Raw genomic sequence first — 21842 nt, forward strand, 5'->3', positions numbered from 1 at the left:
TGCTTCAGATCTACGTCTGGTTCCCGGAGATCGACTACGCCTCGCCCTCGTCGCCCGCCGCGCACCTAGCTGACCCGCATAAACAGCCGTTTCTTGACGGTGCACTCGTCCGGGGTTGCGGTGGGAAGACCGCCGTCGCTGTAAGAGCAAAAGGCGGCAGTCCAATGGTCGTCCGTTACATCCTCCTCAGGTGACGGCCCGCGAAGTGAGTTAGGGTCACAAACTCGTTTTTTTCAAATGACGGAACCCCTGTGGCGAAATAACGATAGGTCGAGTGAGGGTTCGTCAACAGCGCGGCGAGCATCCGAATGTTCGGGGGCCGTTTATTGACCGACCGTCACGTTTTCGACGGCATCAAGGCGCTGACGAGTTGGCGGACTGTGCCGCCAATGACGCGGCGTTCATGAGGATCTCCCTTGAGAAGGGCAGAGGATATGTTGCGCATCTGCTCGAAGCTGATGTGGGGCGGCAGCGGCGGCAACTCCGGGTCGGTTTTGTCCTCCGGTGCAGCCGCTACCGATTCTTCTTAGTCTTGAAAGCGTCAGACACGTTCCTGACCTTAGGATCGTTCAAATTTTCGCCATGCGCGTCGCGGTCGCGTTCAGGGTTATCCTTGGCCGGCAGATATCCGGAGGGCTTTGTCGCGGGAGGGCCTTCCCAGCGTGGCGACTGATCCGTCATGCCTGGCGTACCATTTCTAGGCTTCTTGATTGCCATAACATGTTCCTTTCGTTGCGGAACGAACACGGCAGTCGGGCAATTGTTCCGATTGCTTCACCTCCGGCCGCTATGCACTCAACCAAACTTAATCCAACGCAGGCGGTGTTGAGACGATGCTTCGCTCATCGAGGCTGGTATCGGGCAGTCCCTCGACTCGTTCCTCCGCCCCTTGGCGAGAGCCTTTGCGGTCCGACCTCTTGGAACCCGGGGAACGCTCGTGCGAGGATGGGTCGTGCAAGGTGTCGGAGGAATCGTTCAAACCGCTGTTGCTACCTTGGTCCTCAAGCTCCGTGTCGGTCGGTATCGGCTCCAGATCCATTTCGGGTGGTCTCATGTTTTGCCGACCTTCGACCGCATCGTCTTTATCAGATGGCTTTTGCATTAATTTCCTCCCGGCGACGGTCATTTCATCGGTCTCGATTGGCTGAGCGCTGTCATCGGGAAAACCTTCGGCACTCTGGCCGATCGGCGCGTTTTTAGGTCTGTCATTCAGACCATCAGTGAGCTTCTTATCTGTCATGTCAGCCTCCTCTCGATTAGAGAACTCGCAAACGAGCCTTTTGTGCCCTCGACGAGGCGGAGAAAGGGGCAACATTGAGTCGACGGATTTGGACAAGCTCCCCCCAGCATCTCCTCATATTCGATTTTCTGGAATGGCGAAGCTTGGACCTCATAGCCGGGGAAATACGAAGCCGTAACGCTGGTGCCGGTTGCGGCCGGCTCCTGCTGTTCCTTCCAACTGGAGCGCAATCGGCTCATGATGTTGAGGGAACATTTGAAGCGCTGTGATGTTTGACGGGTCTGTAATTTTAATCGACCAGTGAAGCGGCGAGAACAAGATGAAGAAATTTTACGGCGAGGAAGGCGACAATGCCGAGCTGAAGGCCTGGGCAGCGAAGATGCTGCCGGCGTTGGAGGACCATCTTCAAATGGCGCAGAGTTTGAACAAATAGTGGATGCCTGCTCGCTGCCGGAGGCAGAAAATTGTCCTTGTTCATCCAGCCCGTCGACTATCTGCTTGTTGCCTGGTTTCTCCTCGCGGCTCTGAGCACCGCCTATGTCGCTTGGGACCAGTTCCGAAACAACCCCGAGCCGGCCGTGATGAAGTGGGGTTTCATCCTCGTCACGCTCTACCTCGGTCCGGTCGGGCTTCTGCTCTACGTGCTTACGGACAAGGAACCCCGGCCCTACACCCACGAAGAGTTCGTAAGACCGCTCTGGAAGCAGGGGATCGGCAGCACTATCCACTGCGTCGCCGGCGATGCGACCGGCATCATCATTGCCGCGGTGATCACCGCCGTCGCCGGCCTGCCGATGTGGCTGGACATCATCGTCGAATACATTGCAGGTTTCGCCGTCGGCCTGTTCGTGTTTCAGGCGCTCTTCATGAAGAATATGATGGGCGGAAGCTATTGGCAGAACGTCCGCGATTCCTTCATGCCCGAATTCATCAGCATGAACGCCATGATGGCCGGAATGGCGCCGGTCATGGCGATCCTGATGATGGGTCGCGACATGCGCGCCATGTGGCCGGGAGAGATGCTCTTCTGGGGCGTCATGGCCCTCGGGATAGGAATCGGGTTCGCGGCCGCCTATCCCTTCAACGTCTGGCTGGTTTCCAAGGAGCTGAAGCATGGATTGATGACGGCACGCGGCGACCAGACCGGAGATGCGGCCGGGCAGGAGCCTTCGGAGCATCTCTCCCACCGCATGATCACAGGCCATGGATCGGAAGCCCGCCACGCTCGGCACACGTCTCGCCGGTCACCTGCGTCTCATGAGAGTCATCAGCATGGAAGGAAGCTGCCCTCGGCTCTCGCGCCCACCCGGACCCAGCTTGCGACGATGGCGGGCTTCACCCTGATCATGCTGGTTGGCGGCTACGCGTATCCGTTTACATTGGTCAACATGGGCCTCAGTGCCCACGACGTCGGAAGGTCGATCATGGCGCCTGGGATGATCATGACCTTCGATACGCCTGCAGACGCCATGAAGGACATGGCGGCCGTCGACCCGCGCGGCGTCAGCTTTGAGGCGCCTGCCGACGCCCGTGGCGCTTCCCTCCTGGAGCCCCGGATGGAAGGCGGCGTGAAGGTATTCGACCTCACAGCCTCCGTCATCCGCTGGACGATCCTTCCGGGCGTGACGGTCGAGGCCTACGCCTACAACGACCAGGTGCCGGGTCCAACGCTCCGCCTCACCGAGGGCGACCGCGTCCGGATCAACGTCCGGAACGAGCTGCCCGAGAGCACGACGGTGCATTGGCACGGTCTGATCCTGCCGAACGAAATGGACGGACCTGCGACGATCACGCAGAAGCCGATAGAACCAGGAAGGACGTTCTCGTACGAATACACCGTCGGCCAGCGCGGCACTTATTTCTATCACACGCACGACCACGTCGATCGCCAGCAGGCGCTCGGCCTCTATGGAGCGCTTATCATCGACGCGAAGAATCCGGCCGACGCGCTCGCCGCCGACGCGGAGTACATGGTTCAGCTTCAGGAGTGGATCAAGCGGGATTGGCTCACCTTCCCGTCCATGCCGATGGAGGGGGCGCTTCCCAACTATTTCACGATCAATGGCAAATCGTATCCTGCCACGGAAACGGTCCGCATGAAGGTCGGCCAGACTCTGAAAGTGCGGTTCATCGGATCCAACACGACAGCGATACACCCGATGCACATCCACGGCGGCCCGTTCGAAGTCGTCGCGATCGACGGTGAGACGTTGGCGCCATCCGCAAGGTACCTGGCCGATACGGTCAACATCGCGCCGGGCCAACGGTATGATGTTCTTTGGACTGCGCGAAACCCAGGGAAGTGGCTGATCCACTGCCATATCTCGCATCACACGACGAACAACAACGTCGAGGCGGACGGCGGCGGCGGCCTGATGGTCATCATTGAGGTTGCGGAAGGCAGGTATGGATGAGAGGCTCGTTACGTCTCATTCTCTCCCCTTCATCCATGTCCAGGCCAAAGGCGCGTCCACTAGTCAAGTAGTGCGTCGTGCTCAAGACACTATCATAGCTAGGCTCACAGACCTCGCAGCGCCTGTGCGCTTTTCGAAAGTACGGGCGTTGCTGCCCAATCTGAATCAGAGGCTTGAATGGAAGCGGCGTTACTATCGTTCGATCATGATCACATTGTGAAGCAGCACGATCGGTTGAAACGGAATTTCCAAGCGGCCGCATCCCCGGTTCCTCAGGTGGCATCGCGAGAACTGCTTCAAGCGCTGAAGGCGACGACTGCGGCAAGTCGATCGGATCATCCGGATCGGTCCAGCGAGGCGATGTTCTGGCGGAGCATCCTTGCAAATTTCTTCAGCCCATTTTGCTGAAGCGCCTCGGGAAAACGTATTATGAAGGTCAACCAGGAAATCATCTGGCGACTTGCTCATGACGCCGTAGGGACGCAGGTCTCGTCTCGGGAAATCCTTGAGGTTCCAGGTGACGATGGTAGAAGCTTTTCCAGCAATGGCAGCGGCGAGTACATGCCGATCGTCAAGGTCAGGTAGTTTAAGATCCTCGACCAACGATAATTCACCACGTCCGCCTCCGGGAGGACGCCTACGGTCGCGCGTAAGCTCCAGGCGTTCCCTGGGCAAACCCGGAGTACTAGCGGCGAGACTACACATCCACTCGTCCAGCGCGCCTCGACAAGGCCATCAAAGGCGCACTGGATCAGGACATTCCGCAGATGAAATGGATAGAGGACACAGGCATCATAGACCGCGTCAGGCGGTTTAGAGGCTATGGGTCCCAAATCTGACGCTGTTTTAGTGGCTTCTTGACGCCGACCTTTCGGCCCACGTTCCAAGCCGGTCGTCATGAGAACAGTGATGGGCCGTAAGCTGACAGAAAGGTTTGGAGGCTCAAATTAGTCAGAAGCGGACCTTCAGGCACTCTGCGTGCGTCGTCGCGAGCTGACCCGGTGCGGACCTACGATTTCTCCGCTCAAATGTCCGCCTGCAGATACCCAATCTGCTCTTTCCGGCTCCACTTCGATCGTAACATGCGAGAGCCTATGGATTTCGGCCAGCAGCGCCTTGTAGTGCGACGGTCGTCGCGGCTCCACGGATGCCAGCGCGATGATCGCCGCGTGATGGCCAGGCCCGAGCTGCCTGATAAGCAGATCGGTGATGCGGTCACGGTTACGCTCGATAGCTTCGCGGATTTCGCCAGGGAGATACTCATCGTCGGGCATGCTGTCCATCATTCAGAAGTAGGCTCTCCGGCCGACCGCCAAACCAGCACGACCTTTCGCCGTGCTGTTTCTTTCTCCGCTCCTGAGCCGAATAGATCAGGGTCCTAGTCGGTTCGGCCAGCGTCTGACGCGTCGTTTGACAGGGAGCCGGGGAGGGCAGCAGCCACAAGGCAGCCCTGCCATCCTTTCCATCGCCATACCCGCTCGCATCAGGCCATTCGCCGATTTCTTGGATAGCTGACTGATGGGTTTGTGGGTCAGGCGGCACGCTCTAGTGCAGCCCGGATCTGTGCTTCGGTGGAGGCGATCGCAGCCTTGGCTGCGTCCGGGCTTACGAGTGTTCCTTCCACGCGGACCACTTCGATATCCTTCAGTCCGATAAAACCGAGAAGATGCGCGAGATAGGTGGTCTGGAAGTCGAACGGGGCATTCCTGCCTTCCGAAAAGACGCCGCCAGTTGCCGTCACGAGATAGACTTTCCTGGCTGGCAACAATCCCATCAGACCGGTTGCGTCGTAGCGAAAGGTGACGCCAGGCCAAGTGATGTAGTCAAACCAAGCCTTGAGCTGCGTCGGCGGGCCGAAGTTGATCATGCCCGAGCCAATGACAATCACGTCGGCAGCCTGAACCTCATCAACGAGGCTTTGAGCGAGATTGACGGCTTCGATCTGTTCGGGTGTACGTGTCTCGGGCGGCGCAATGCGGCCGTCGATATAGGCTGCTGTAATATGCGGCAGAGGTGCCGCCCCAAGATCACGTTCGACAATTATGCCGGCAGAACGGGCGTTGAGGCTTTCAGCGATGTCACGGGCAAATCGGGTGGAAAGGCTCTGAGGACCGCGTGGGCTAGAGGTAACGAGGAGGATGTTGGTCATTGGTGGCTCCTTGGGGGTAGTATCAAATTGTGACCAACACTATTAAGGTGACTATTTGACTGTTCGCAAGAAGGCACATCCATGACACTCAGTGACATAGAGTTTCCTACCCCAAGCGAAGACGCCGACTGCCGTCCCGTTCGGGAGATCCTCGATCGCATTGCCGATAAGTGGAGTCTTTACATCTTTGTGGCCCTAAAGGATGGGCCGGTCCGCTTCAATGCATTGCGACGGCAGATCGACGGGATCTCGCAGCGGATGCTCACGATTACGCTTCGTCAATTGGAACGCGACGGTTTGATCAGTCGCACCCACTTTCCGACGATCCCACCGCGCGTGGATTACGAGCTGACTGCGGTCGGCAGGTCGCTTCTCGCCCCAGTCATGGCCTTGGTGACCTGGGCAGATTCAAATCGGGAGGTGATCGAGGAGGCGCGCCGGCAATATGACCACTAGATGGACTTGAGCCGAGCTGGCGCTTGTCGCTCATAACTAGCTCAAGCAGAGGTAAAATCCGTGAAGAAGAACGCACCGGCCGCGTTAGCACCGATCGTCGAAAAACGCATGGACGCTGACAAAGATCAAGGCCGTCCTCCCAATCGTAGCAGCAGCGGAAAACACGACGACGTCGACTTCATCAGGACTGACCCGGCAGCGATAGACTGCCGTCGGACGCCAGCGGCAGCCGCACCAGTTACTGTTCATGGCCTCCCGTGCAATGCGGCGATGTATGTTATACCGGCCTCTATCCCTCAAAGACTGCGAATCCGCCGCAATGCGTCGTTCAGGGCGCTTCTCGCGAGGTTTTGGAAATGGCGCGACTAACGATGTCCAAGGTCGTCTCCGGCAACGTCTGCTATCAGGCGACGGCAAAGATCACCTTAACGGCCGACCTCGGCGCAAAGCGGTCGGCCCAACTACGAATATGCGAACTCTGCCGAGGGCAAAAATACGTCATTCGACCGTTAGCGATTCGAACTTTTTCACCGCCGATCACCGCCGTTACCACGCTTTCTCGCCCCTTGGCTGTTTCCCGCTCTTCGCGGGCGGGTAAACTCCGGGTGCAATTTTCGGCGTTATTGTAGCAAAAATGGCAGATTTGGCGCCCCAGCTTAAATGAAACAGATAACTACGTTTGCGCTGGATCACTCTGATATTGCGACCGCAGGCACGAAAATCTTACCAATCGTATCCGAGGCCCGCCAAAACCACCACGCTCGAGCCCGATGTCCGGCCGGGAGACGCCATGACGAAACTTACCCTTACCCTGTCTGCGCTTTACATGGCCCTTGTCGGGCTGGCGCTGATGCTCTTTCCGATGCAGTTCGGCAGGGGTGCCGTGCCGACGGATGCTGTACCCGAACTGCTTGCGCTGCTGCGACTTCTCGGCGGACCGTTTCTCGGCATCGCCGTGCTTAACTGGCTGTCGAGAAATGCCGAGCACTCCACGCTCCGTGTCGTCCTGCTCGCGAACATCGTCGGTTTCGGCGTCGTCGCGGCCAACGACATTTGGGGCGTCGCCAGCGGTGAAGCGCGGGACATAGCCAAGCTCTTTCTGGTTATCCATCTGCTCTTCACGTTGGCCTTCGTGATGGCGGCTGCTCGCGGAGGTAAATTCTGAGGTTCTGTACCCACGTCCGCTTCACGACCAGTTCCGCTCGGCCTCATTCAAACTGTTGGTCTTCGATACCTTTCGGATAGCGATCGAGCGTCAGGTTCAACTGGATACCGTGCTCGAGCCATGCCTTCAGCCCCGCAAGCAAAAGTGTGAAGCCTTGTGTGGAATCAGCAACGTAGCGCGTGAGCTTATCGGCATCTCCCGTCCATCCGGACTCCTGCACGCGTACAAAAGTCGTGCCATCCGGAATGGATTGGAACGTCCATTCCACAGTCGTTGGGCCGCTGTAGCCAGGCCATTCGATCACGACGCGCTTGTTGGGCTCTATGACCTTTGGCGTGACCTCGATGGAGACGTCGTGGCTCTCCCAATCCCACTTGACGGCCTTACCAGTCTCCAGCCTTCCGCTGCCTTTGCTGAACCAGAATTTCGTCGTGATGTCCGGGTTCACGATCGCTTCGAACACATGCTCGACCGGCTTGCGGACGAGCATTCCGGTCTTGGCGATCGGTATACGCGTGATCTGCGGATTGTTCATCACTCTCTCCTTCTATCTAGTGAAAAACATTATTTCATATGGCTAGCTCCTCTCCGCAGCCAAGGGTCTGTCTTGGGCCGTTATTCAGTGTTGCTCATCGCCCAGCATGTGATCCGCCAGGCTGTAGCAATGGCTCGCCTGATAGGCGTTCCGGCCCCGGTTCATGTGCGTGAGGTTGAACGCCCGGATGGGCTGCAAAACACGGCGCGTCGTCAGGAACTTGCTGATTGAGGAGAAACCGCGGACCTTGATGCCGAACATGTCCTTGCCTCGGGGGAAGAAATAGCTGACGTCTTCCGGCGTCACGACACAGCGGTCAAGAAAAGCTTCGTCCAGCCGGCCGTGATGGAGTGAACGATCGGTGGTGAAATCGGAAAGATGCACCACAAAAAGCGCGCGGATGTCCTCGCCGTCCGCATAGAGCGAAAAAAGCTCCATCCGCGCGCATTGATGCGAACGAGAGCCTTGCCCGGAGTCGAGGGCAGACAGGAAGCGGACCAATAGTATCGCTCGGTCCGGCGCGGGATCGGGATGCAGTCGCGGCCGTAATGCCGGAGAATCTCCGGAACCTCTGGCGCCTGTGGCCGGCGCAGCAGCTTCTCAAATCGCGCGATATACTTGAAACGCAGTTCGAGGGGCTCCAAGCGCTCGTCGGCATCGCGCAGGGTCGTTTTGCCCTCCATCCAATCGTGCTGGAGCTGGAGATCCAGGAATTGGCGCAGACCAGTGCTGCTTGGGCGGCGAGCGGCGCTCATCGGTGGTCCAGCAGTCTCGCCACCGCCTCGCGGACAAGGGCGGGGACGCTTTCGGCATCATCCAGATAGGCACTTTCCAGCAGGCCGTCCGAAAGCGCGACGAGGAGGGAAGCGGTGACGGAAGGAGCGGGATCGCCCTCCTCCGCGAGAAGGTTCTCGAGGCTATTGTGATACCAAACGCGGCGCGCATTGATCGCCTGGCGCACAGGGCTGGCTGGATCGGGGTATTCGGCCGCCGCGTTGAGGAACGGACACCCCCGCCAGCCTCCCGCGGTCACAGCCTCGCTGGTACGCAACATGATAGCCGAGATCATTTTCCGACGCTGTTGCTTCGGAAGCGCCGCCACTGCCCCGCGCCCTAGCCGGTCTATCTCTTCGAGATAGGCGACGATGAGGCGATCCTTCGAGGGAAAGTGATTGTAGAAGGTCGCCTTGGCCACGCCGGCCTCCGCGATGATCGTGCGCGTCCGGGACGGAAAGATCGTCGAGGGTCTGGGGTACGCTGACGTTCCGATCGCGAACGGCGATCCGCGCCGGCCTCAATCCCGAGCCTCAGCATCTTCTCAGCTGTCGCGGGTCCGACACCGTGGAATTTCTTGACGGGCAGGGCCTCGACGAAGGCTGGACCCTGCTTCGGCGTGATGACCGACAATCCGTCGGGCTTGCGCTGGTCGGAGGCCATCTTGGCGAGGACCTTGTTGTAGGAAACGCCGGCCGATGCGGTGGGGCAGCCATCGCATTCCCGCTCCAGCGCGATCAACATGCATTTCCTTTCACTCGAAGACAAAGGATGGGCGAGCGCGCAATCGCTGGGCCGTTACCAGCCTAGATCCGTTTCGGTGAAGTCGTTGCCCTTGTAGGCAATCTTCGTCCGATACGCTTTTGCGCAGGCATAGGAGAAGCAGTCGCCCATATTGAGCTTGGCAGGATGATTGACGACCTTTCCAAACTGCTGGGCTGCGTCGAGAGCTTTCGTACCAACATCGCCGGAAATCATGGTTTCGCGGGCCTCCAGATCGATAATGAACTGATCGACCATAAGGCGGGCCTGCGACAGCATCTCCCGGTTCGCCGGCCTATCGCGGCCTTGGGCCCCGGCCAGACGCCGCGTCAAAGAAAGCGAAGCTTCCATGCGCACAATGGCTGACACGAAAAATTGCCCGTGATGCTTTTCTAGCCGCTCCATTAGGGCGTCCGCATCGTCTTCTTGGGCAAGTATGGCGACAATTACTGATGCGTCGATGAACAGCATCAGTCTTCGCCCCACATTTCATCGGTTTCGCGCTTATGGTCGCCGGGCGCAAATGGTCCCGCTGCGCGGGCCATCGCAAGGGACTTGGCAAGCCGATCTCGAATCGGCAAGCTGCGCTTGCGAGTGGCGATTTCATGTTTGAGAGCCGTTTTAACGGCATCAACCTTGGATGTCTTTGTGAGGCCGATCAGTTCGTCGGTGAGCCTGTCGACTTCTGGATCCTTGATGTAGAGCGGCATATGGGCATATCCTTTCTAGGATATTATAATATCCAAAATCGCATATGCTTGCAACGAGACCCAGCCGCAGGCCTTCACCAACTCATTCGATATGATCTAAATTCTATAAATCGCTGTTATCCCACTTTCAGTCCGTAGATGGTATATCTGTAGTGAAATGCGTGATGCTTCATCACCAACGGAAACGACTGCGATCTTCGCGCGCGGAACACAATCCAGTGCTTCGGCGCTGAAATACTGGAACTTTTCAGGCTGTGATCAGTTAAGAAGCTTGGATCAGGAGAAATCTTGAGAGGGCGTCTGCATGCCGAACCTCCGGAAAATGGATCCAAAGAACAGGAAGTTCGATCCGCGCGACCGGCTGATCGTGGCGCTCTATGCGCAGCTGAAGGCAGAGCGGGAAACGCGCGAAACGCTGGAGTGGGTGATACGCAACGGCGCGCTATCAGACGAAGTGCTCGAGGCGATCGCTTCCGACCCCGTGCGGCCCGTTACCAGCGACGATATCGCTTCCGTCGAAAAGATCATCGCGCTGGATGAGCGCCGCAAGGCAGCGCCGCGCGATGAGGACTAAAGAGAGGACTTGGAATATGGTCGACATCACCTATCAGATCGTGCCGCATGATGCGGGCTGGGCGTACAAGCTCGGCGGCACGCTCTCGGAAACCTATGCGACCGTGGAAGAGGCGATCAATCACGCCAAACACGCAGCGGCCCGCCAGAAGATCGGCAACGGCGACGCCACATTGGCTTTCCCAGCCCCGGACGGCGGGTGGAGCTTCATGCCGCTTGAAACGGACAAGAGCGGAAGCAGGCTCTGACCGGTAGCATAGGAGACGAGCATGGCAGCGCGGGCAAGCTGGAAAGGTCATTTGAAGATCGGCGATCTTGTCTGCGCCGTCGGACTCTATACGGCGATCTCGTCATCGGACCGCCTCTCCTTCAATATCATCAACCGGAAGACCGGCCATCGCGTCGAGCGTCAGTTCTTGGATAGCGAGACGGGCAAGCCTGTGGAGCGCGAGGATCAGGTCAAGGGCTACCGCATGGAGAATGGCGAGTACATCGTCATTGAAGGCGACGAGATCGCCAGCATCATGCCGGAAAGCGACAAGGTAATGGACGTTCAGGGCTTCATTGCCCTCGATGAAATCGACAAGCTCTATTTCGACCGTCCTTACTATCTCGCGCCAGTCGATGAGCATGACGAGGAGGCGCTGCGCCTGATTGCCAGGAGCATGCGCGAGAACAACGTCGCAGCGCTTGCCGAGGCCGTGCTTTTCCGGCGCAACCGGACGCTGCTGATCCGCCCGCGCGACGACTGCGTCGTCGCGACGATGCTGAACTTCGACTACGAGGTTCGTGCTGCCGGTCCCGTCTTCAAGGACATTCCCGATATCAAATTCGACAAGGAAATGCTTGAGCTTGCCGGCCATATCATAGGCACGAAGCAGACTGCATTCGAGCCGGGCGAGTACGAGGACCGCTACGAGGCGGCGCTGACCGAACTGGTGAAGGCCAAGATCGAGGGCAGAGTGCTGCCGAAGAGGAAGCCGAAGCCGGAAGGCAAGGTCGTCGATCTGATGGAGGCGCTGCGCCAGAGCGCCAAGATGAGTGGAAAGAAAGCACCTGCGAAAGGGACGGCGCAACGTAGCGCCTCTGATAGCCGACGCAAGAAGGCTAGCTGACCATGGCGCTCGAAGCCTATCAGGCAAAACGCAATTTCGGGGCCACACCCGAACCGCGCGGCGCCAAAGGCCGCAGTCAGGGAAACAGTTTCGTCATCCAAAAGCACGATGCTACGCGGCTGCATTACGACTTCCGGCTGGAGATGGATGGCGTCTTAAAAAGCTGGGCGGTGACCAGGGGACCGAGCCTCAACCCGGAGGACAAGCGCCTTGCGGTCCATGTCGAGGACCATCCGCTTTCCTATGGCGATTTCGAAGGCATCATCCCGAAGGGCCAATATGGCGGCGGGACGGTGATCGTCTGGGACCACGGTACCTGGACACCGCTCGGCGATGCGACGAAGGCCTATCGAAAGGGCCATATCGAATTCGAGCTTGATGGCGAAAAGCTTAAGGGCCGCTGGCATCTGGTGCGAATGCACGGGCAGCCGGGCGAAAAGCATGAGAACTGGCTGCTGATCAAGGGAGACGACACCGAAGCCCGCCACGACGGCAAGGATATTTTGAAACAACGGCCGGAATCGGCAAAGACCGGACGGCGGATAGAAGAGGTTGCTAAGAACCCGACCGATACCTGGAACTCCAAGCCGAAGGGCGGTGGCAAGGCTGTAGCGGCGAAGACCAAGAAGGCCGGGCGGCAAATACATGATTGGCCCAAAGGCGCCAGGAAGGCGGCGATGCCGGATTTCGTGGAGCCGACGCTTGCCAAGCTGAAGGCCAAGCCGCCGGCCGGCGACGGCTGGATCCACGAGATCAAATTCGATGGTTATCGGCTGCAGATCCGGATCGAAAACGGCGAAGTGAAGATGCTGACCCGTACTGGGCTTGATTGGACGGAAAAGTTCGGCAAGGACATCGCCGATGCTTTCAAGGCATTGCCGATTCAATCGGCGATTATGGACGGCGAGCTTGTCGTCGAGCAAGATAGCGGCGCTTCCGATTTCTCAGCGCTTCAGCAGGACTTGAGCCAGAGGCGCTACGATCGTTTCGTCTTCTACACCTTTGATCTGATCTATCTCGACGGCCATGACCTGAAGGGCGTGCCGCTGATCGAGCGCAAGCGTCTGCTTGAAAAGATGTTGCCTGCCGGGAACGACAAGCTGCGTTACAGCGAGCATTTCAACGAGAACGGCAGCCTGGTTCTGGATCACGTCTGCAGGCTGAGCCTGGAGGGCGTTGTCTCAAAGCAGCGCGATAGCACATATACTTCGGGCCGCAGGGGCGAGTGGATCAAGGCCAAGTGCTCGCAGCGGCAGGAGCTTGTCATCGGTGGTTATGTGCCATCGACCTCGATGAAGAATGCGATCGGCTCATTGGCGATGGGTTTCTACGACAACGGCAAGCTGAAGCATGTCGGGCGCGTCGGCACTGGCTATACGGCGACGGTCGCCCAGGATCTCTATGAGCGGCTTTCGAAAATCGAGCAGGAGGAGAATTCCTTCGACGACAGGCTGACGCCGGAGGAACGCCGGGGGCTTGTTTACGTGAAGCCGGAGCTTGTCGCGGAAGTGGAATTTCGCGCCTGGTCCTCCGATGATAAACTGCGGCATGCCGCGTTCCGCGGTTTGCGCGAGGACAAGCTGGCGAAGGACGTGGTGCGTGAGATGGAAAAGACCACCGCAAAGAACCTGCCGAAATCGACTGTCACGCTGACGCATCCGGATCGCATCTACTGGCCGGATGAAGGGGTGACCAAGGAGGGGCTTGTCAATTATTACGCGCAGGTCTGGCGCTTCATGGAGCCTTACGTCGTCAATCGTCCTCTAGCTCTGCTGCGTCTGCCGGACGGCATCGAGGGGCATCAGCGTTTCTTCCAAAAACACGCCTGGAAGGGCATGAACGAGAATATCGAGCAGATTACCGACCCGAAGGACAGGGGCGGCGAAAAATTCCTGCGCATCACCGATTTCGATGGCGTGGTGGCACTGGTGCAATCGGCCGTCCTGGAAATCCATCCCTGGGGGACGACGACGGATAGCTGGGAGAAGCCGGACATGATTACCATGGATCTCGATCCCGGCGGCGAGGTTCCGTGGGAGAGTGTCATCGCTGCCGCCCTGGAGATTAAAGAGCGCCTGGAAGCGGAAGGACTTGCCGGCTTCGTCAAGACGTCCGGCGGCAAAGGACTGCATGTGGTCACGCCGCTGAAGCCGAAAGCAGGCTGGGCGGAGGTGAAGGCCTTTGCGAAACGGCTGGCGGATAGCATGGCTGCAGAAAATCCGGACCGTTACATCGCCAAGGCGACGAAAGCCGAGCGCACCGGCAAGATCTTCATCGACTACCTGCGCAATGGCCGCGGCAACACCGCAGTCGCCGCCTATTCGACGCGTGCCCGACCAGGAGCGACAGTCTCGATGCCACTTGAATGGAGCGAACTCACCGCCGATATTGGCCCGGCCTACTTCACCGTCGACAACACGCCACCGCGGCTCGACGCGCTGCCGAAGGACCCGTGGGATGGGTTCTTCGCGGCCGCAAAGCCGCTTGAGAAGAGGAAACGGTAGCTCACAGCGCAACCGCTCGCGGCGAATCCCTTCTCCCCAGTGGGGAGAAGGTCCGGCAGACGGATGAGGGGGTCGCAAGTTCGACTTCGCCTCGTTCCGTCGTCGCTCACCCCGCTCCGTTCACGCCGCCTTCGCCACTTCGCCATGCGGGTCGAGCACGAATTTCGTGGCGGCTCCCTGGTCGAAGCTCTCATAGCCTTGCGCGGCATCCTCCAGCGAAATCACCTTCGCGTTGACAATGTCGGCGATCGGCAGGCGGTCGTGGAGGATCGCCTGCATGAGCTGGCGATTGTATTTCAAGACGGGTGTCTGGCCGGTGTGAAAGGATTGCGCCTTTGCCCAACCGAGACCGAAACGGAGCGAGAGGTTGCCATGCTTGGCGGCGTTGTCGGCGGCGCCTGGATCTTCGGTGACGTAGAGGCCCGGAATGCCGATCGAGCCTGCTGCGCGGGTGATCTCCATCATCTGGTTGAGCACGATTGCCGGCTGCTCGCCGCCTGAATGGCCGCGGGCTTCGAAGCCGACCGCATCAATGGCACTGTCGACCTCATTGCTGCCGACGACCTGAGCGATCATGTCGCCGAGACGGTCGCTCTTCGAAAGGTCGATCGGTTCGAAGCCGACCTTGGCGGCATGTGCCAGACGATCCTTGTTGAAATCGCCGACCATGACGACGGCAGCACCGAGGATGCGGGCAGACGCGGCAGCGGCCATTCCGACCGGACCGGCGCCTGCGACATAGACGGTCGAGCCGACGCCGACGCCGGCGCGCACTGCCCCGTGGAAGCCGGTTGGAAGGATGTCGGAAAGCATGGTGAGATCGCGGATCTTCGCCATCGCCTGATCTCGGTCGGGGAGTTTCAGCAGGTTGAAGTCGGCGTAGGGTACCGTCACGTAGCGGGCCTGCCCGCCGATCCAGCCACCCATATCGACGTAGCCATAAGCGCCGCCGGCACGCGCCGGATTGACTGTCAGGCAGACGCCGGTGTCCTGCGATTTGCAGCAGCGGCAGCGGCCGCAGGCGACGTTGAAGGGCACGGAAACGATATCGCCGACGCTCAGCATTTCGACGTCGACGCCCTTTTCGATGATCTCGCCGGTGATTTCGTGGCCGAGAACGAGGCCGGGCATAGCCGTCGTGCGGCCGCGAACCATATGCTGGTCGGAACCGCAGATATTCGTAGAGATTACCTTCAGGATGACGCCGTGCTCGATACGGCGGCCATCCGGCGCTTCCAGTTTCGGATCATCGATGTCGCGGACTTCGACTTTGCCGGGCCTTAGATAGACAACGCCTCGGTTTTTGCTCATTTTCGTCTCCTCCATTGAAAATGTGACCAGCCATGCATGGCTCCTCTCCATGCAGGCCTCTTCGGACAGATTAGTGCAGAACGGCCGGCGCGCCGTTCCGTTTACGACGGTTTGGGGCTGGAAATGGCCGCTACGCTCAGCGGGATCTCGGCGACCTCGGCTTTTCGTCCTCCGCGGCCAAGCTCTTCTTCAGGGCATCCATGATATTGATGACGTTGCCGGTCGATTTGACGGCGGGCCGCTTCGTTGCCGATGGAGCCTGCTTGAGGCTCTTCGTTTTGTTGCGGATCATTGTCCTCAGCCGTTTCTGGATTGGATCCTGCACCATGGAGGCACTCCACTCCTTCGTCTCTTCCTTGACAAGGCGCTTCATCATGGCAAGCAGCTTGGTATCGACCTTGGCATCGATATCCAGATGCGAGACCGGCTCTCGCACTTCATTGCCGTAATGCAGCGTCCAGAGAATGATGCCCTTGCCTTGAGGCTCCAGAAGGACGGCCCGTTCGCGGCGATACAGCACCAGCCTTGCGATGCCGACCACATTATTGGCCCTCATCGCCTCGCGAATGACGCAGAAGGCCTCGGTACCGACCTTGTCTTCCGGCGCCAGAAAATGCGGCTTGTCGTACCAGATCCAGTCGATCGAGCCGCGCGGCACGAACGTGTCGATATCGATGGTGCGGGTGCTTTCAAGCCCGACCTCCTCGATCTCCTCGTCTTCGAGTATGACGTAATCGTCCTCACCCTTCGGATAGCCCTTGACCTGCTCCTTCTCGGGCACGGCCTTGTGGGTGACGCTGTCAACGTAGCGGCTTTCGACCCGGTTGCTGGTCTTGCGATTGAGAACATGAAAGCGGACTTTGTTGCTCTCGGTCGTGGCCGGCGTCAGCGAGACGGACGCCGTGACGAGTGACAGCTTGAGATAGCCTTTCCAGAATGTCTGCCGCGCCATGGGCGATCTCCTTAAGCCGCCTTGTCGAGTTCGGGATAGTGCCGGAAGATGCCATCCTCGTTGAAAGGAATGCGCCGCTCCGATTTCAGATAGGCGGCGATGTTCGGACGCCTGGCCACGGCAACATGCAGGGCAGACAGCGCCGGATATGTCGTTTGATAACCCGCCATGCCATTCGGAAACGCGTAGTTCAGGCCTTCGATGATCTGAAAGAGGGAGAGATCCACATAGGTAAGCGCATCGCCGAGGATATGTTGCGAGCCCTTCGGATTCTGCTGCAGCACACGCTCGAAATAGCCAAGGAACTTCGGGACCCGCTCCTTGATGAATTCGGCCGAGCGTGCCTTTGCCTCCTCCTTCTGATCCTCGTAGTAGAGCGAGGTGGCAATCGGATGATGCGTGTCATGAGCTTCGGCGACGAAATCGGTGATCGTGAGTTGCAAGCCGTTCAGCACGTACCGCAAGCCTTCATCCTCAGGCGCCAAATGAAGCTTCGGGCCAAGATAGAGCAGGATATTGGCGACGTGCGGGATGATGAGGTCGCCGTCCTTCAAGAAGGGCGGAGCAAACGGGATATGCGGCTCCGAGCCGCTTCGCATGAGCCTCATCATTGCGCTGGTTCCCCGGCCGCTGCCGGATTCGCGTGTGACGTCGATATAGTCCGCGCCCGCCTCCTCCAGCGACAGTCGGACAAATTCTCCGCGTCCCTGGATGCCATCCCAGTAATAAAGCTCGTAAGCCATCCATTCCCTCAATGCCGGGTTTCGCGGCCGAAATCTTTCCGCAGTTCGTCCTTCGCCTGTTCAAGTGTGTCCTTTTGCTTCTTCGTCAACTGGTCACCGGCGCGATTGATGTAGAAAGTCAGCATCGACATGGCCGAGCGATAGGGGCTTGACTTGCGGCGGTGGCTCGCCTCAGCCGATTGTTTGATCGAGCGGGCGATCTTCTTCGGATCGCTGGATGTGAAGACGCCCTCCTTAAGGTCCATGGCGTCACTGCGCTCGGTAACCTCTTGCGACCATTTCTTCTTCGCCTTGGTCATCGGCAAGCTCCTCGATCCGGGACGGCGCACCTTCGAAGCGCGCCCGTCTAGCGATCAGTGGTGGGTATGATGTTCCTTGCGTTTGCGCGTCGCGGCCGCTTTCTTGGCGGATGCGGAACGTTGGGCTGCCGAGCGCGACGCGGATGCTGCACCACCCTTGCGGCCGCCTTTTTCGGAGGCTTCGTGCGTCTCCTTCTTGCCGCGGCCCGAACCGGACTTCTTCCCGCCGCCGCTTTCCTTGTTGACGGTGGCCCAGGCCCGGCGCTCTGCCTCCTGGTCGGAAACGCCACGTGCCTCGTAGCCTTCCTCGATGTGTTCGGCCTTGCGTTTTTGCTTGTCCGTATAAGCGGATTTGTCACCTCTTGGCATCTCTCTGCCTCCTCTCGTTGCAAAAGAGGTTGAACCGCCAGGAACTTCAAAAGTTCCAGCCTTTAGGCACCGAGTTCGGATATTGAAGCAGAAGCCAGGCGTTTGGTGGAAGCTAAGCGATAGGCCTCTGCCTGACGGCGGTCTTCACCGCCTGGTCGAGGGCCGAACTGCTGAACGGCTTCAGAAGCAGAACCGAGCCTGAGAAGCGGCTTGCATCCGGAAGGTGGTTGTTTCCAGTCGCAAAGACCAATCCCACGGATGGAAATATCTCTCTCGCCTTCGCGGCGAAAGCAGGCCCCGACATTCCCGGCAGGCCGACATCGGCGACGATGATATCGACCGCCGTATGCGTCAGGATCTCGACGGCCTGCTCGCCGCTTTCGGCGTCGATCACATCGTAGCCGAGATCCTGAAGTATCTCGGCCATGTCCATGCGAATGAATGCATCGTCCTCCACCAGCAACAACCTGGTTCTGTCATGCGTGCCTTCGCGCGACGTGGTGCCTGGCGCTTTGCCCGGTCCGGGTGTTGCCTGGCGGCGCGAGGCGCTGTTGGCAAGCACATGGCGGATCTTCCGGGAAAGCGCGTCGCGCGTATAGGGCTTCGAGACAAGTTCGAGGCCGGGATCAAGGCGGCCGCCGTGGACGATCGAGTTCTCCGTATAGCCGGACGTATAGAGAACCGCGATGTTCGGCAGGCGTTCACGGGCCATGCGCGCGAGTTCGGGGGTCTTCAGCGGGCCGGGCATGACGACGTCGGTGAACAGCAAGTCGATATGCGCACCGCTTTCGAGGACGGTGAGCGCACTCTGCCCATCGCGGGCCTTCAGCACGTGATAGCCGAGGTCAGTCAGCATCTCGACGACGGTGGCACGCACGCCCTCGTCGTCCTCTGCAACGAGGATGGTTTCCGTACCGCCGGCCGGTGGCGCCGCCTCGTTATTGGCGACGCGGTCCTCGGTCTGGAACGAACGGGGCAGATAAAGCTTGACCGTTGTACCTTCGCCGACCTCGCTGTAAATCTTCACATGCCCGCCCGATTGCTTGACAAAGCCGTAGACCATCGAAAGCCCAAGGCCGGTGCCCCGGCCCTCGGGTTTGGTGGAGAAGAAGGGTTCGAAGGCTTGCGCCATGGCCTCCGGCGTCATTCCGGATCCGGTGTCGGTGACCGCGAGCACGACATACTGGCCCGCGGTCACCTCCGGATGGGTCCGGCTGTAGGAATCGTCGAGAAACGCATTGCCGACTTCGACCGTCAGCTTACCGGACCCTTCTATTGCGTCCCGCGAATTGATGGCGAGATTGAGAAGAGCATTTTCGATCTGGATCGGATCGGCGAAGGTGTTCCAAAGGCCGCCGGAGACCATGGTCTCGACTTCGATCTCCTCGCCAAGCGCGCGGCGAAGCATGTCATCCATCCCCGCAACGAGGCGGCCTATGTTGACGACCTTCGGCTCCAGCGGCTGACGGCGGCCGAAGGCGAGCAAATGGCTTGCAAGCCGTGAGCCGCGTTCTACAGCGGCAAGCGCATTGGAAATCCGCTCCTTGGCGCGGCCGTCGTTCGAGATGTCCTTCCCGAGGAGCTGGAGATTGCCGGAGATCACCTGCAGCAGATTGTTGAAGTCATGGGCCACCCCGCCCGTGAGCTTGCCGATCGATTCCATCTTCTGTGACTGCTGAAGGGCAGCCTCCGCCTGCTGGCGCTCCGCGATCTCGCTTGCAACACGCATTTCCAGCGTTTCGTTGAGCTTGCGGAGCCTATCTTCGATGCTGCTGCGCCGGGCGATCTCCAATTCGGCTGCGCGCAGCAGCCGGGCGTTGTCGATCGCGACAGCCGCCTGGCCGGCGAGGCTGATCAGACTTGCCTGGGCGGCATCCGTAAAGCGGCCGGGCTGCGCATGGCCGAAGAAGAGGCCGCCGATCACTGCACCGCTTCGGGATTTCACCGGTACAGCGAGATAGCTTCGAACCGGAAGATGACCCATAGGCATACCGGAATACGGAGCGTTCTGTCCGTAGCGTGGATCGAGCAGAATGTCGTCGGAACGCACGACACATTCGCCGCTAAAGGTCGGCGCGAAGACCTTGGTATTGCGCGGCATCGGGAACTTGTCGAAGTTCTTGCGGTCGACACCCGAAAGTGCATAGAGCATGTAGCTCCCGCCTTCGCCGTCATCGACATTGTAAAAGAACGCGCCGAATTCCGCGCCCGTCAGCGCGACGCCGGCATCGACCGCAATCTTTGTTAAACGGTCGACATTGAGTTCGGCCGTGATTGCAGCACCTGCTGCATTGACGATCGAAAGCGCCTCGGATTTCAACCGCAATTCCTCGAGCGCGTGACGCTCGCGCCGTTTCGCGATGACTTGCGTCGAAACTTCCATGGTTGCACAAAGCAGGCCTGCAATAGCTCCTGCTTCGTCGCGAAGCGGCGTGTAGGAGAAGGTGAACCACGTGTCTTCGATGCGACCGTCCCGGCGCATCGGAATCAGCAATTCCTCGAAGAGCTGGGATTCTCCCTGGAGTGCGGCGCGGACGATCGGCTCGAATTGCGGCCAGATATCGCTCCAGACTTCGGCGAAGGGTTTGCCAAGCGCGCCCGGATGACGTTCAGGGAAAATCGGCACATAGGCGTCATTGTAGATGAAGGCAAGCTCCGGCCCCCAGACGACAAAATTCGCCTGCCGCGAATTCAGAACGAGCTCGACAATATGCCTGAGAGAAGCCGGCCAGCTCTTGACCGGGCCCAGGCTGCAGCCGCTAAAGCCCGAATTCCGCAATATATCGCCGATGCTGCCGCCACCCCTCGGCCAAACGCCGTCTTCGAGCCGGGTCATTCCAACCGCTTTCATGATCAGACCGCAAACGATGTGAATCGCACGGAATTCAGCCCATCTGCGAAAGGCAAAATAGAGGCTTGGGAGATTTCGGGAAGGGCAGGTCGGAAATAAGCTTAACGGCACCGGAGGCCGCCGTTACTTATCCAAACTTTCGCTTTTGCTATTTGCGATGGAGCCATTGAGAGCCGGTGAATGCCTTGCTGAAATTAAAGAAGCGGCTGGAACGGGAACGGGTTTCGGGGAATACAAAACCAACCATGTTGTCGATCGCGACGACGAGGCCGAGGGCCAGAACCAGATAGAGAAAGGCGGCGAGGGATAAGATCAGCATCTCCGCTCTCACATCGGCGTCAAGAACATGTAGCAGCCTGCTACGACAAGGGAAACGAGAATGGCGTCGAAATAACCTCTGCTCATGACAAGCCTCCCACTTTCGCCGTTAACAGCCGAAGCGAAAATTGGTTCCGCCACTCGTGGCCATTTTGCAGCCTTTTTTTCGAAGGTGCCCCGCTATGGTGGTCATTCGGCCCGATCTATTCCTCATGTCAGTGCCATCTGCACTTAATAAACACCATAAAACGCAACTAATTCAAACATATGACAACACTTTCCGAAGGCGCTGCCTTTGCAGCGTCCACACGAGGTAGGAGTTTCGGTATGAATGCGTTCAGACTGACTTGCGGCTGACGGCGCGCTTGGGAGCCGGTTTCACGGTGCCGTTGCTTTTGGTCCCAGCGGCTGCCGTGCGTTTGGTCCTAGTCTTGACTTCCTTGCCGTCCTTGGACGCAGCAGAGCGTTCGAGCTTTTCGCGCTCTTTTCTCGCCTGCTCCCAATGTATGGAATCGCGTCCGGTAGGATGCCCCTCTTCTTCCCAAAGGGCGTATGCACGTTTTTTAATCCACTCTTCCCGAGTTTCTGTCATCGCTGATCTC

At 58.9% G+C, this 21842-nt stretch carries 24 protein-coding genes and 3 pseudogenes; 8 read left to right on the plus strand and 19 right to left on the minus strand.

The genetic code is table 11. From position 1 onward, the window contains the following. Nucleotides 1–513: 513 nt before the first annotated feature. Together ACZ9BX_RS28295 and ACZ9BX_RS28300 are read right to left on the minus strand one after the other, a co-directional pair. Nucleotides 514–711, minus strand: coding sequence for a hypothetical protein (locus ACZ9BX_RS28295; protein WP_476223070.1), 198 nt, complete (start codon nucleotides 709–711; stop codon nucleotides 514–516). Nucleotides 712–805: 94 nt separating this feature from the next. After that, nucleotides 806–1240, minus strand: coding sequence for a hypothetical protein (locus ACZ9BX_RS28300; protein WP_476221499.1), 435 nt, complete (start codon nucleotides 1238–1240; stop codon nucleotides 806–808). A gap of 325 nt (nucleotides 1241–1565) precedes the next feature. On the opposite strand from ACZ9BX_RS28300, the pseudogene ACZ9BX_RS28305 reads away from it, so the two are divergent. Further along, nucleotides 1566–1673 (plus strand): annotated as a pseudogene (locus tag ACZ9BX_RS28305) (DUF4142 domain-containing protein); the annotation flags it as partial. Nucleotides 1674–1710: 37 nt separating this feature from the next. Further along, on the plus strand, nucleotides 1711–3654 hold the full coding sequence (locus tag ACZ9BX_RS28310) for a multicopper oxidase domain-containing protein (RefSeq protein ID WP_476223071.1): 1944 nt from the start codon (nucleotides 1711–1713) through the stop codon (nucleotides 3652–3654). Between the two features lie 192 nt (nucleotides 3655–3846). Here the strand turns inward: ACZ9BX_RS28310 and ACZ9BX_RS28315 are convergent, their stop codons facing one another. The 3 genes from ACZ9BX_RS28315 to ACZ9BX_RS28325 form a co-directional block, all read right to left on the minus strand. Further along, on the minus strand, nucleotides 3847–4257 hold the full coding sequence (locus tag ACZ9BX_RS28315; protein WP_476221500.1) for a hypothetical protein: 411 nt from the start codon (nucleotides 4255–4257) through the stop codon (nucleotides 3847–3849). Nucleotides 4258–4619: 362 nt separating this feature from the next. Then, a complete protein-coding gene (locus tag ACZ9BX_RS28320) occupies nucleotides 4620–4940 on the minus strand; it encodes a hypothetical protein (RefSeq protein WP_476221502.1) in 321 nt (106 codons plus the stop codon). A 245-nt stretch (nucleotides 4941–5185) separates the two neighbouring features. After that, nucleotides 5186–5803, minus strand: coding sequence for an FMN-dependent NADH-azoreductase (locus ACZ9BX_RS28325; RefSeq protein WP_476221503.1), 618 nt, complete (start codon nucleotides 5801–5803; stop codon nucleotides 5186–5188). Between the two features lie 81 nt (nucleotides 5804–5884). Between ACZ9BX_RS28325 and ACZ9BX_RS28330 the strand changes: the two genes are divergently transcribed. Both ACZ9BX_RS28330 and ACZ9BX_RS28335 read left to right on the plus strand, forming a co-directional pair. After that, entirely contained in the window at nucleotides 5885–6259 is a 375-nt protein-coding gene (locus ACZ9BX_RS28330; protein WP_476221504.1) for a winged helix-turn-helix transcriptional regulator, read from the plus strand. Between the two features lie 790 nt (nucleotides 6260–7049). Continuing rightward, on the plus strand, nucleotides 7050–7424 hold the full coding sequence (locus ACZ9BX_RS28335) for a hypothetical protein (protein ID WP_476221506.1): 375 nt from the start codon (nucleotides 7050–7052) through the stop codon (nucleotides 7422–7424). 43 nt (nucleotides 7425–7467) lie between these two features. Here the strand turns inward: ACZ9BX_RS28335 and ACZ9BX_RS28340 are convergent, their stop codons facing one another. From ACZ9BX_RS28340 to ACZ9BX_RS28365, 6 genes and pseudogenes are all read right to left on the minus strand, one after another. Continuing rightward, a complete protein-coding gene (locus ACZ9BX_RS28340) occupies nucleotides 7468–7959 on the minus strand; it encodes an SRPBCC family protein (protein ID WP_476221507.1) in 492 nt (163 codons plus the stop codon). Between the two features lie 84 nt (nucleotides 7960–8043). Further along, nucleotides 8044–8714: pseudogene (locus tag ACZ9BX_RS28345) on the minus strand (hypothetical protein). Next, nucleotides 8711–9154: a TetR/AcrR family transcriptional regulator gene (locus tag ACZ9BX_RS28350; protein WP_476221508.1), complete on the minus strand. Its 444-nt coding sequence runs from the start codon at nucleotides 9152–9154 to the stop codon at nucleotides 8711–8713. The pseudogene ACZ9BX_RS28345 and the gene ACZ9BX_RS28350 overlap by 4 nt, the downstream one beginning before the upstream one ends. Before the next feature lie 74 nt (nucleotides 9155–9228). Then, nucleotides 9229–9438 (minus strand): annotated as a pseudogene (locus tag ACZ9BX_RS28355) (DNA polymerase IV); the annotation flags it as partial. A 93-nt stretch (nucleotides 9439–9531) separates the two neighbouring features. Next, on the minus strand, nucleotides 9532–9966 hold the full coding sequence (locus ACZ9BX_RS28360) for a type II toxin-antitoxin system VapC family toxin (RefSeq protein WP_476221510.1): 435 nt from the start codon (nucleotides 9964–9966) through the stop codon (nucleotides 9532–9534). After that, on the minus strand, nucleotides 9966–10205 hold the full coding sequence (locus tag ACZ9BX_RS28365; RefSeq protein ID WP_476221511.1) for a type II toxin-antitoxin system VapB family antitoxin: 240 nt from the start codon (nucleotides 10203–10205) through the stop codon (nucleotides 9966–9968). The genes ACZ9BX_RS28360 and ACZ9BX_RS28365 overlap by 1 nt, the downstream gene beginning before the upstream one ends. Before the next feature lie 304 nt (nucleotides 10206–10509). On the opposite strand from ACZ9BX_RS28365, the gene ACZ9BX_RS28370 reads away from it, so the two are divergent. Genes ACZ9BX_RS28370 through ligD form a run of 4 tightly spaced genes read left to right on the plus strand, consistent with a single transcriptional unit; the run spans nucleotide 10510 to nucleotide 14397 of the window. Then, nucleotides 10510–10779: a hypothetical protein gene (locus tag ACZ9BX_RS28370; RefSeq protein WP_087001792.1), complete on the plus strand. Its 270-nt coding sequence runs from the start codon at nucleotides 10510–10512 to the stop codon at nucleotides 10777–10779. Between the two features lie 16 nt (nucleotides 10780–10795). After that, nucleotides 10796–11026 (plus strand): DUF2188 domain-containing protein, encoded by a 231-nt coding sequence (locus tag ACZ9BX_RS28375; RefSeq protein ID WP_027512517.1) that lies wholly within the window; start codon nucleotides 10796–10798, stop codon nucleotides 11024–11026. A 21-nt stretch (nucleotides 11027–11047) separates the two neighbouring features. Next, nucleotides 11048–11893 carry a non-homologous end joining protein Ku gene (gene ku, locus ACZ9BX_RS28380; protein ID WP_476221513.1) on the plus strand — a complete coding sequence of 282 codons (846 nt, stop codon included), beginning with the start codon at nucleotides 11048–11050 and terminating at the stop codon, nucleotides 11891–11893. A 2-nt stretch (nucleotides 11894–11895) separates the two neighbouring features. After that, nucleotides 11896–14397, plus strand: coding sequence for a DNA ligase D (gene ligD / locus ACZ9BX_RS28385; RefSeq protein ID WP_476221515.1), 2502 nt, complete (start codon nucleotides 11896–11898; stop codon nucleotides 14395–14397). Between the two features lie 120 nt (nucleotides 14398–14517). Here the strand turns inward: ligD and fdhA are convergent, their stop codons facing one another. The 8 genes from fdhA to ACZ9BX_RS28425 all read right to left on the minus strand — a co-directional run bounded on the left by fdhA (nucleotide 14518) and on the right by ACZ9BX_RS28425 (nucleotide 21832). Next, nucleotides 14518–15708 carry a formaldehyde dehydrogenase, glutathione-independent gene (gene fdhA / locus ACZ9BX_RS28390; protein WP_027512520.1) on the minus strand — a complete coding sequence of 397 codons (1191 nt, stop codon included), beginning with the start codon at nucleotides 15706–15708 and terminating at the stop codon, nucleotides 14518–14520. Nucleotides 15709–15844: 136 nt separating this feature from the next. Beyond that, a complete protein-coding gene (ku, locus tag ACZ9BX_RS28395; protein WP_476221517.1) occupies nucleotides 15845–16660 on the minus strand; it encodes a non-homologous end joining protein Ku in 816 nt (271 codons plus the stop codon). Nucleotides 16661–16671: 11 nt separating this feature from the next. Then, entirely contained in the window at nucleotides 16672–17403 is a 732-nt protein-coding gene (locus tag ACZ9BX_RS28400) for a glutathione S-transferase (RefSeq protein ID WP_027512522.1), read from the minus strand. An 8-nt stretch (nucleotides 17404–17411) separates the two neighbouring features. Then, nucleotides 17412–17702, minus strand: a complete 291-nt coding sequence (locus tag ACZ9BX_RS28405) for a DUF3175 domain-containing protein (protein ID WP_027512523.1) — start codon at nucleotides 17700–17702, stop codon at nucleotides 17412–17414. Between the two features lie 54 nt (nucleotides 17703–17756). Further along, nucleotides 17757–18071: a plasmid stabilization protein gene (locus ACZ9BX_RS28410; protein ID WP_476221519.1), complete on the minus strand. Its 315-nt coding sequence runs from the start codon at nucleotides 18069–18071 to the stop codon at nucleotides 17757–17759. A gap of 112 nt (nucleotides 18072–18183) precedes the next feature. After that, nucleotides 18184–20907 (minus strand): hybrid sensor histidine kinase/response regulator, encoded by a 2724-nt coding sequence (locus ACZ9BX_RS28415; protein ID WP_476221520.1) that lies wholly within the window; start codon nucleotides 20905–20907, stop codon nucleotides 18184–18186. 163 nt (nucleotides 20908–21070) lie between these two features. Then, the gene (locus ACZ9BX_RS28420) at nucleotides 21071–21241 is read right to left on the minus strand and encodes a hypothetical protein (protein WP_165928306.1); all 171 of its coding nucleotides are present in this window, start codon (nucleotides 21239–21241) and stop codon (nucleotides 21071–21073) included. Nucleotides 21242–21577: 336 nt separating this feature from the next. Continuing rightward, nucleotides 21578–21832 (minus strand): DUF2934 domain-containing protein, encoded by a 255-nt coding sequence (locus tag ACZ9BX_RS28425; RefSeq protein ID WP_027512527.1) that lies wholly within the window; start codon nucleotides 21830–21832, stop codon nucleotides 21578–21580. Between the last annotated feature and the right edge of the window lie 10 nt (nucleotides 21833–21842).

Source organism: Rhizobium sp. USDA 3886 (assembly GCF_056279785.1).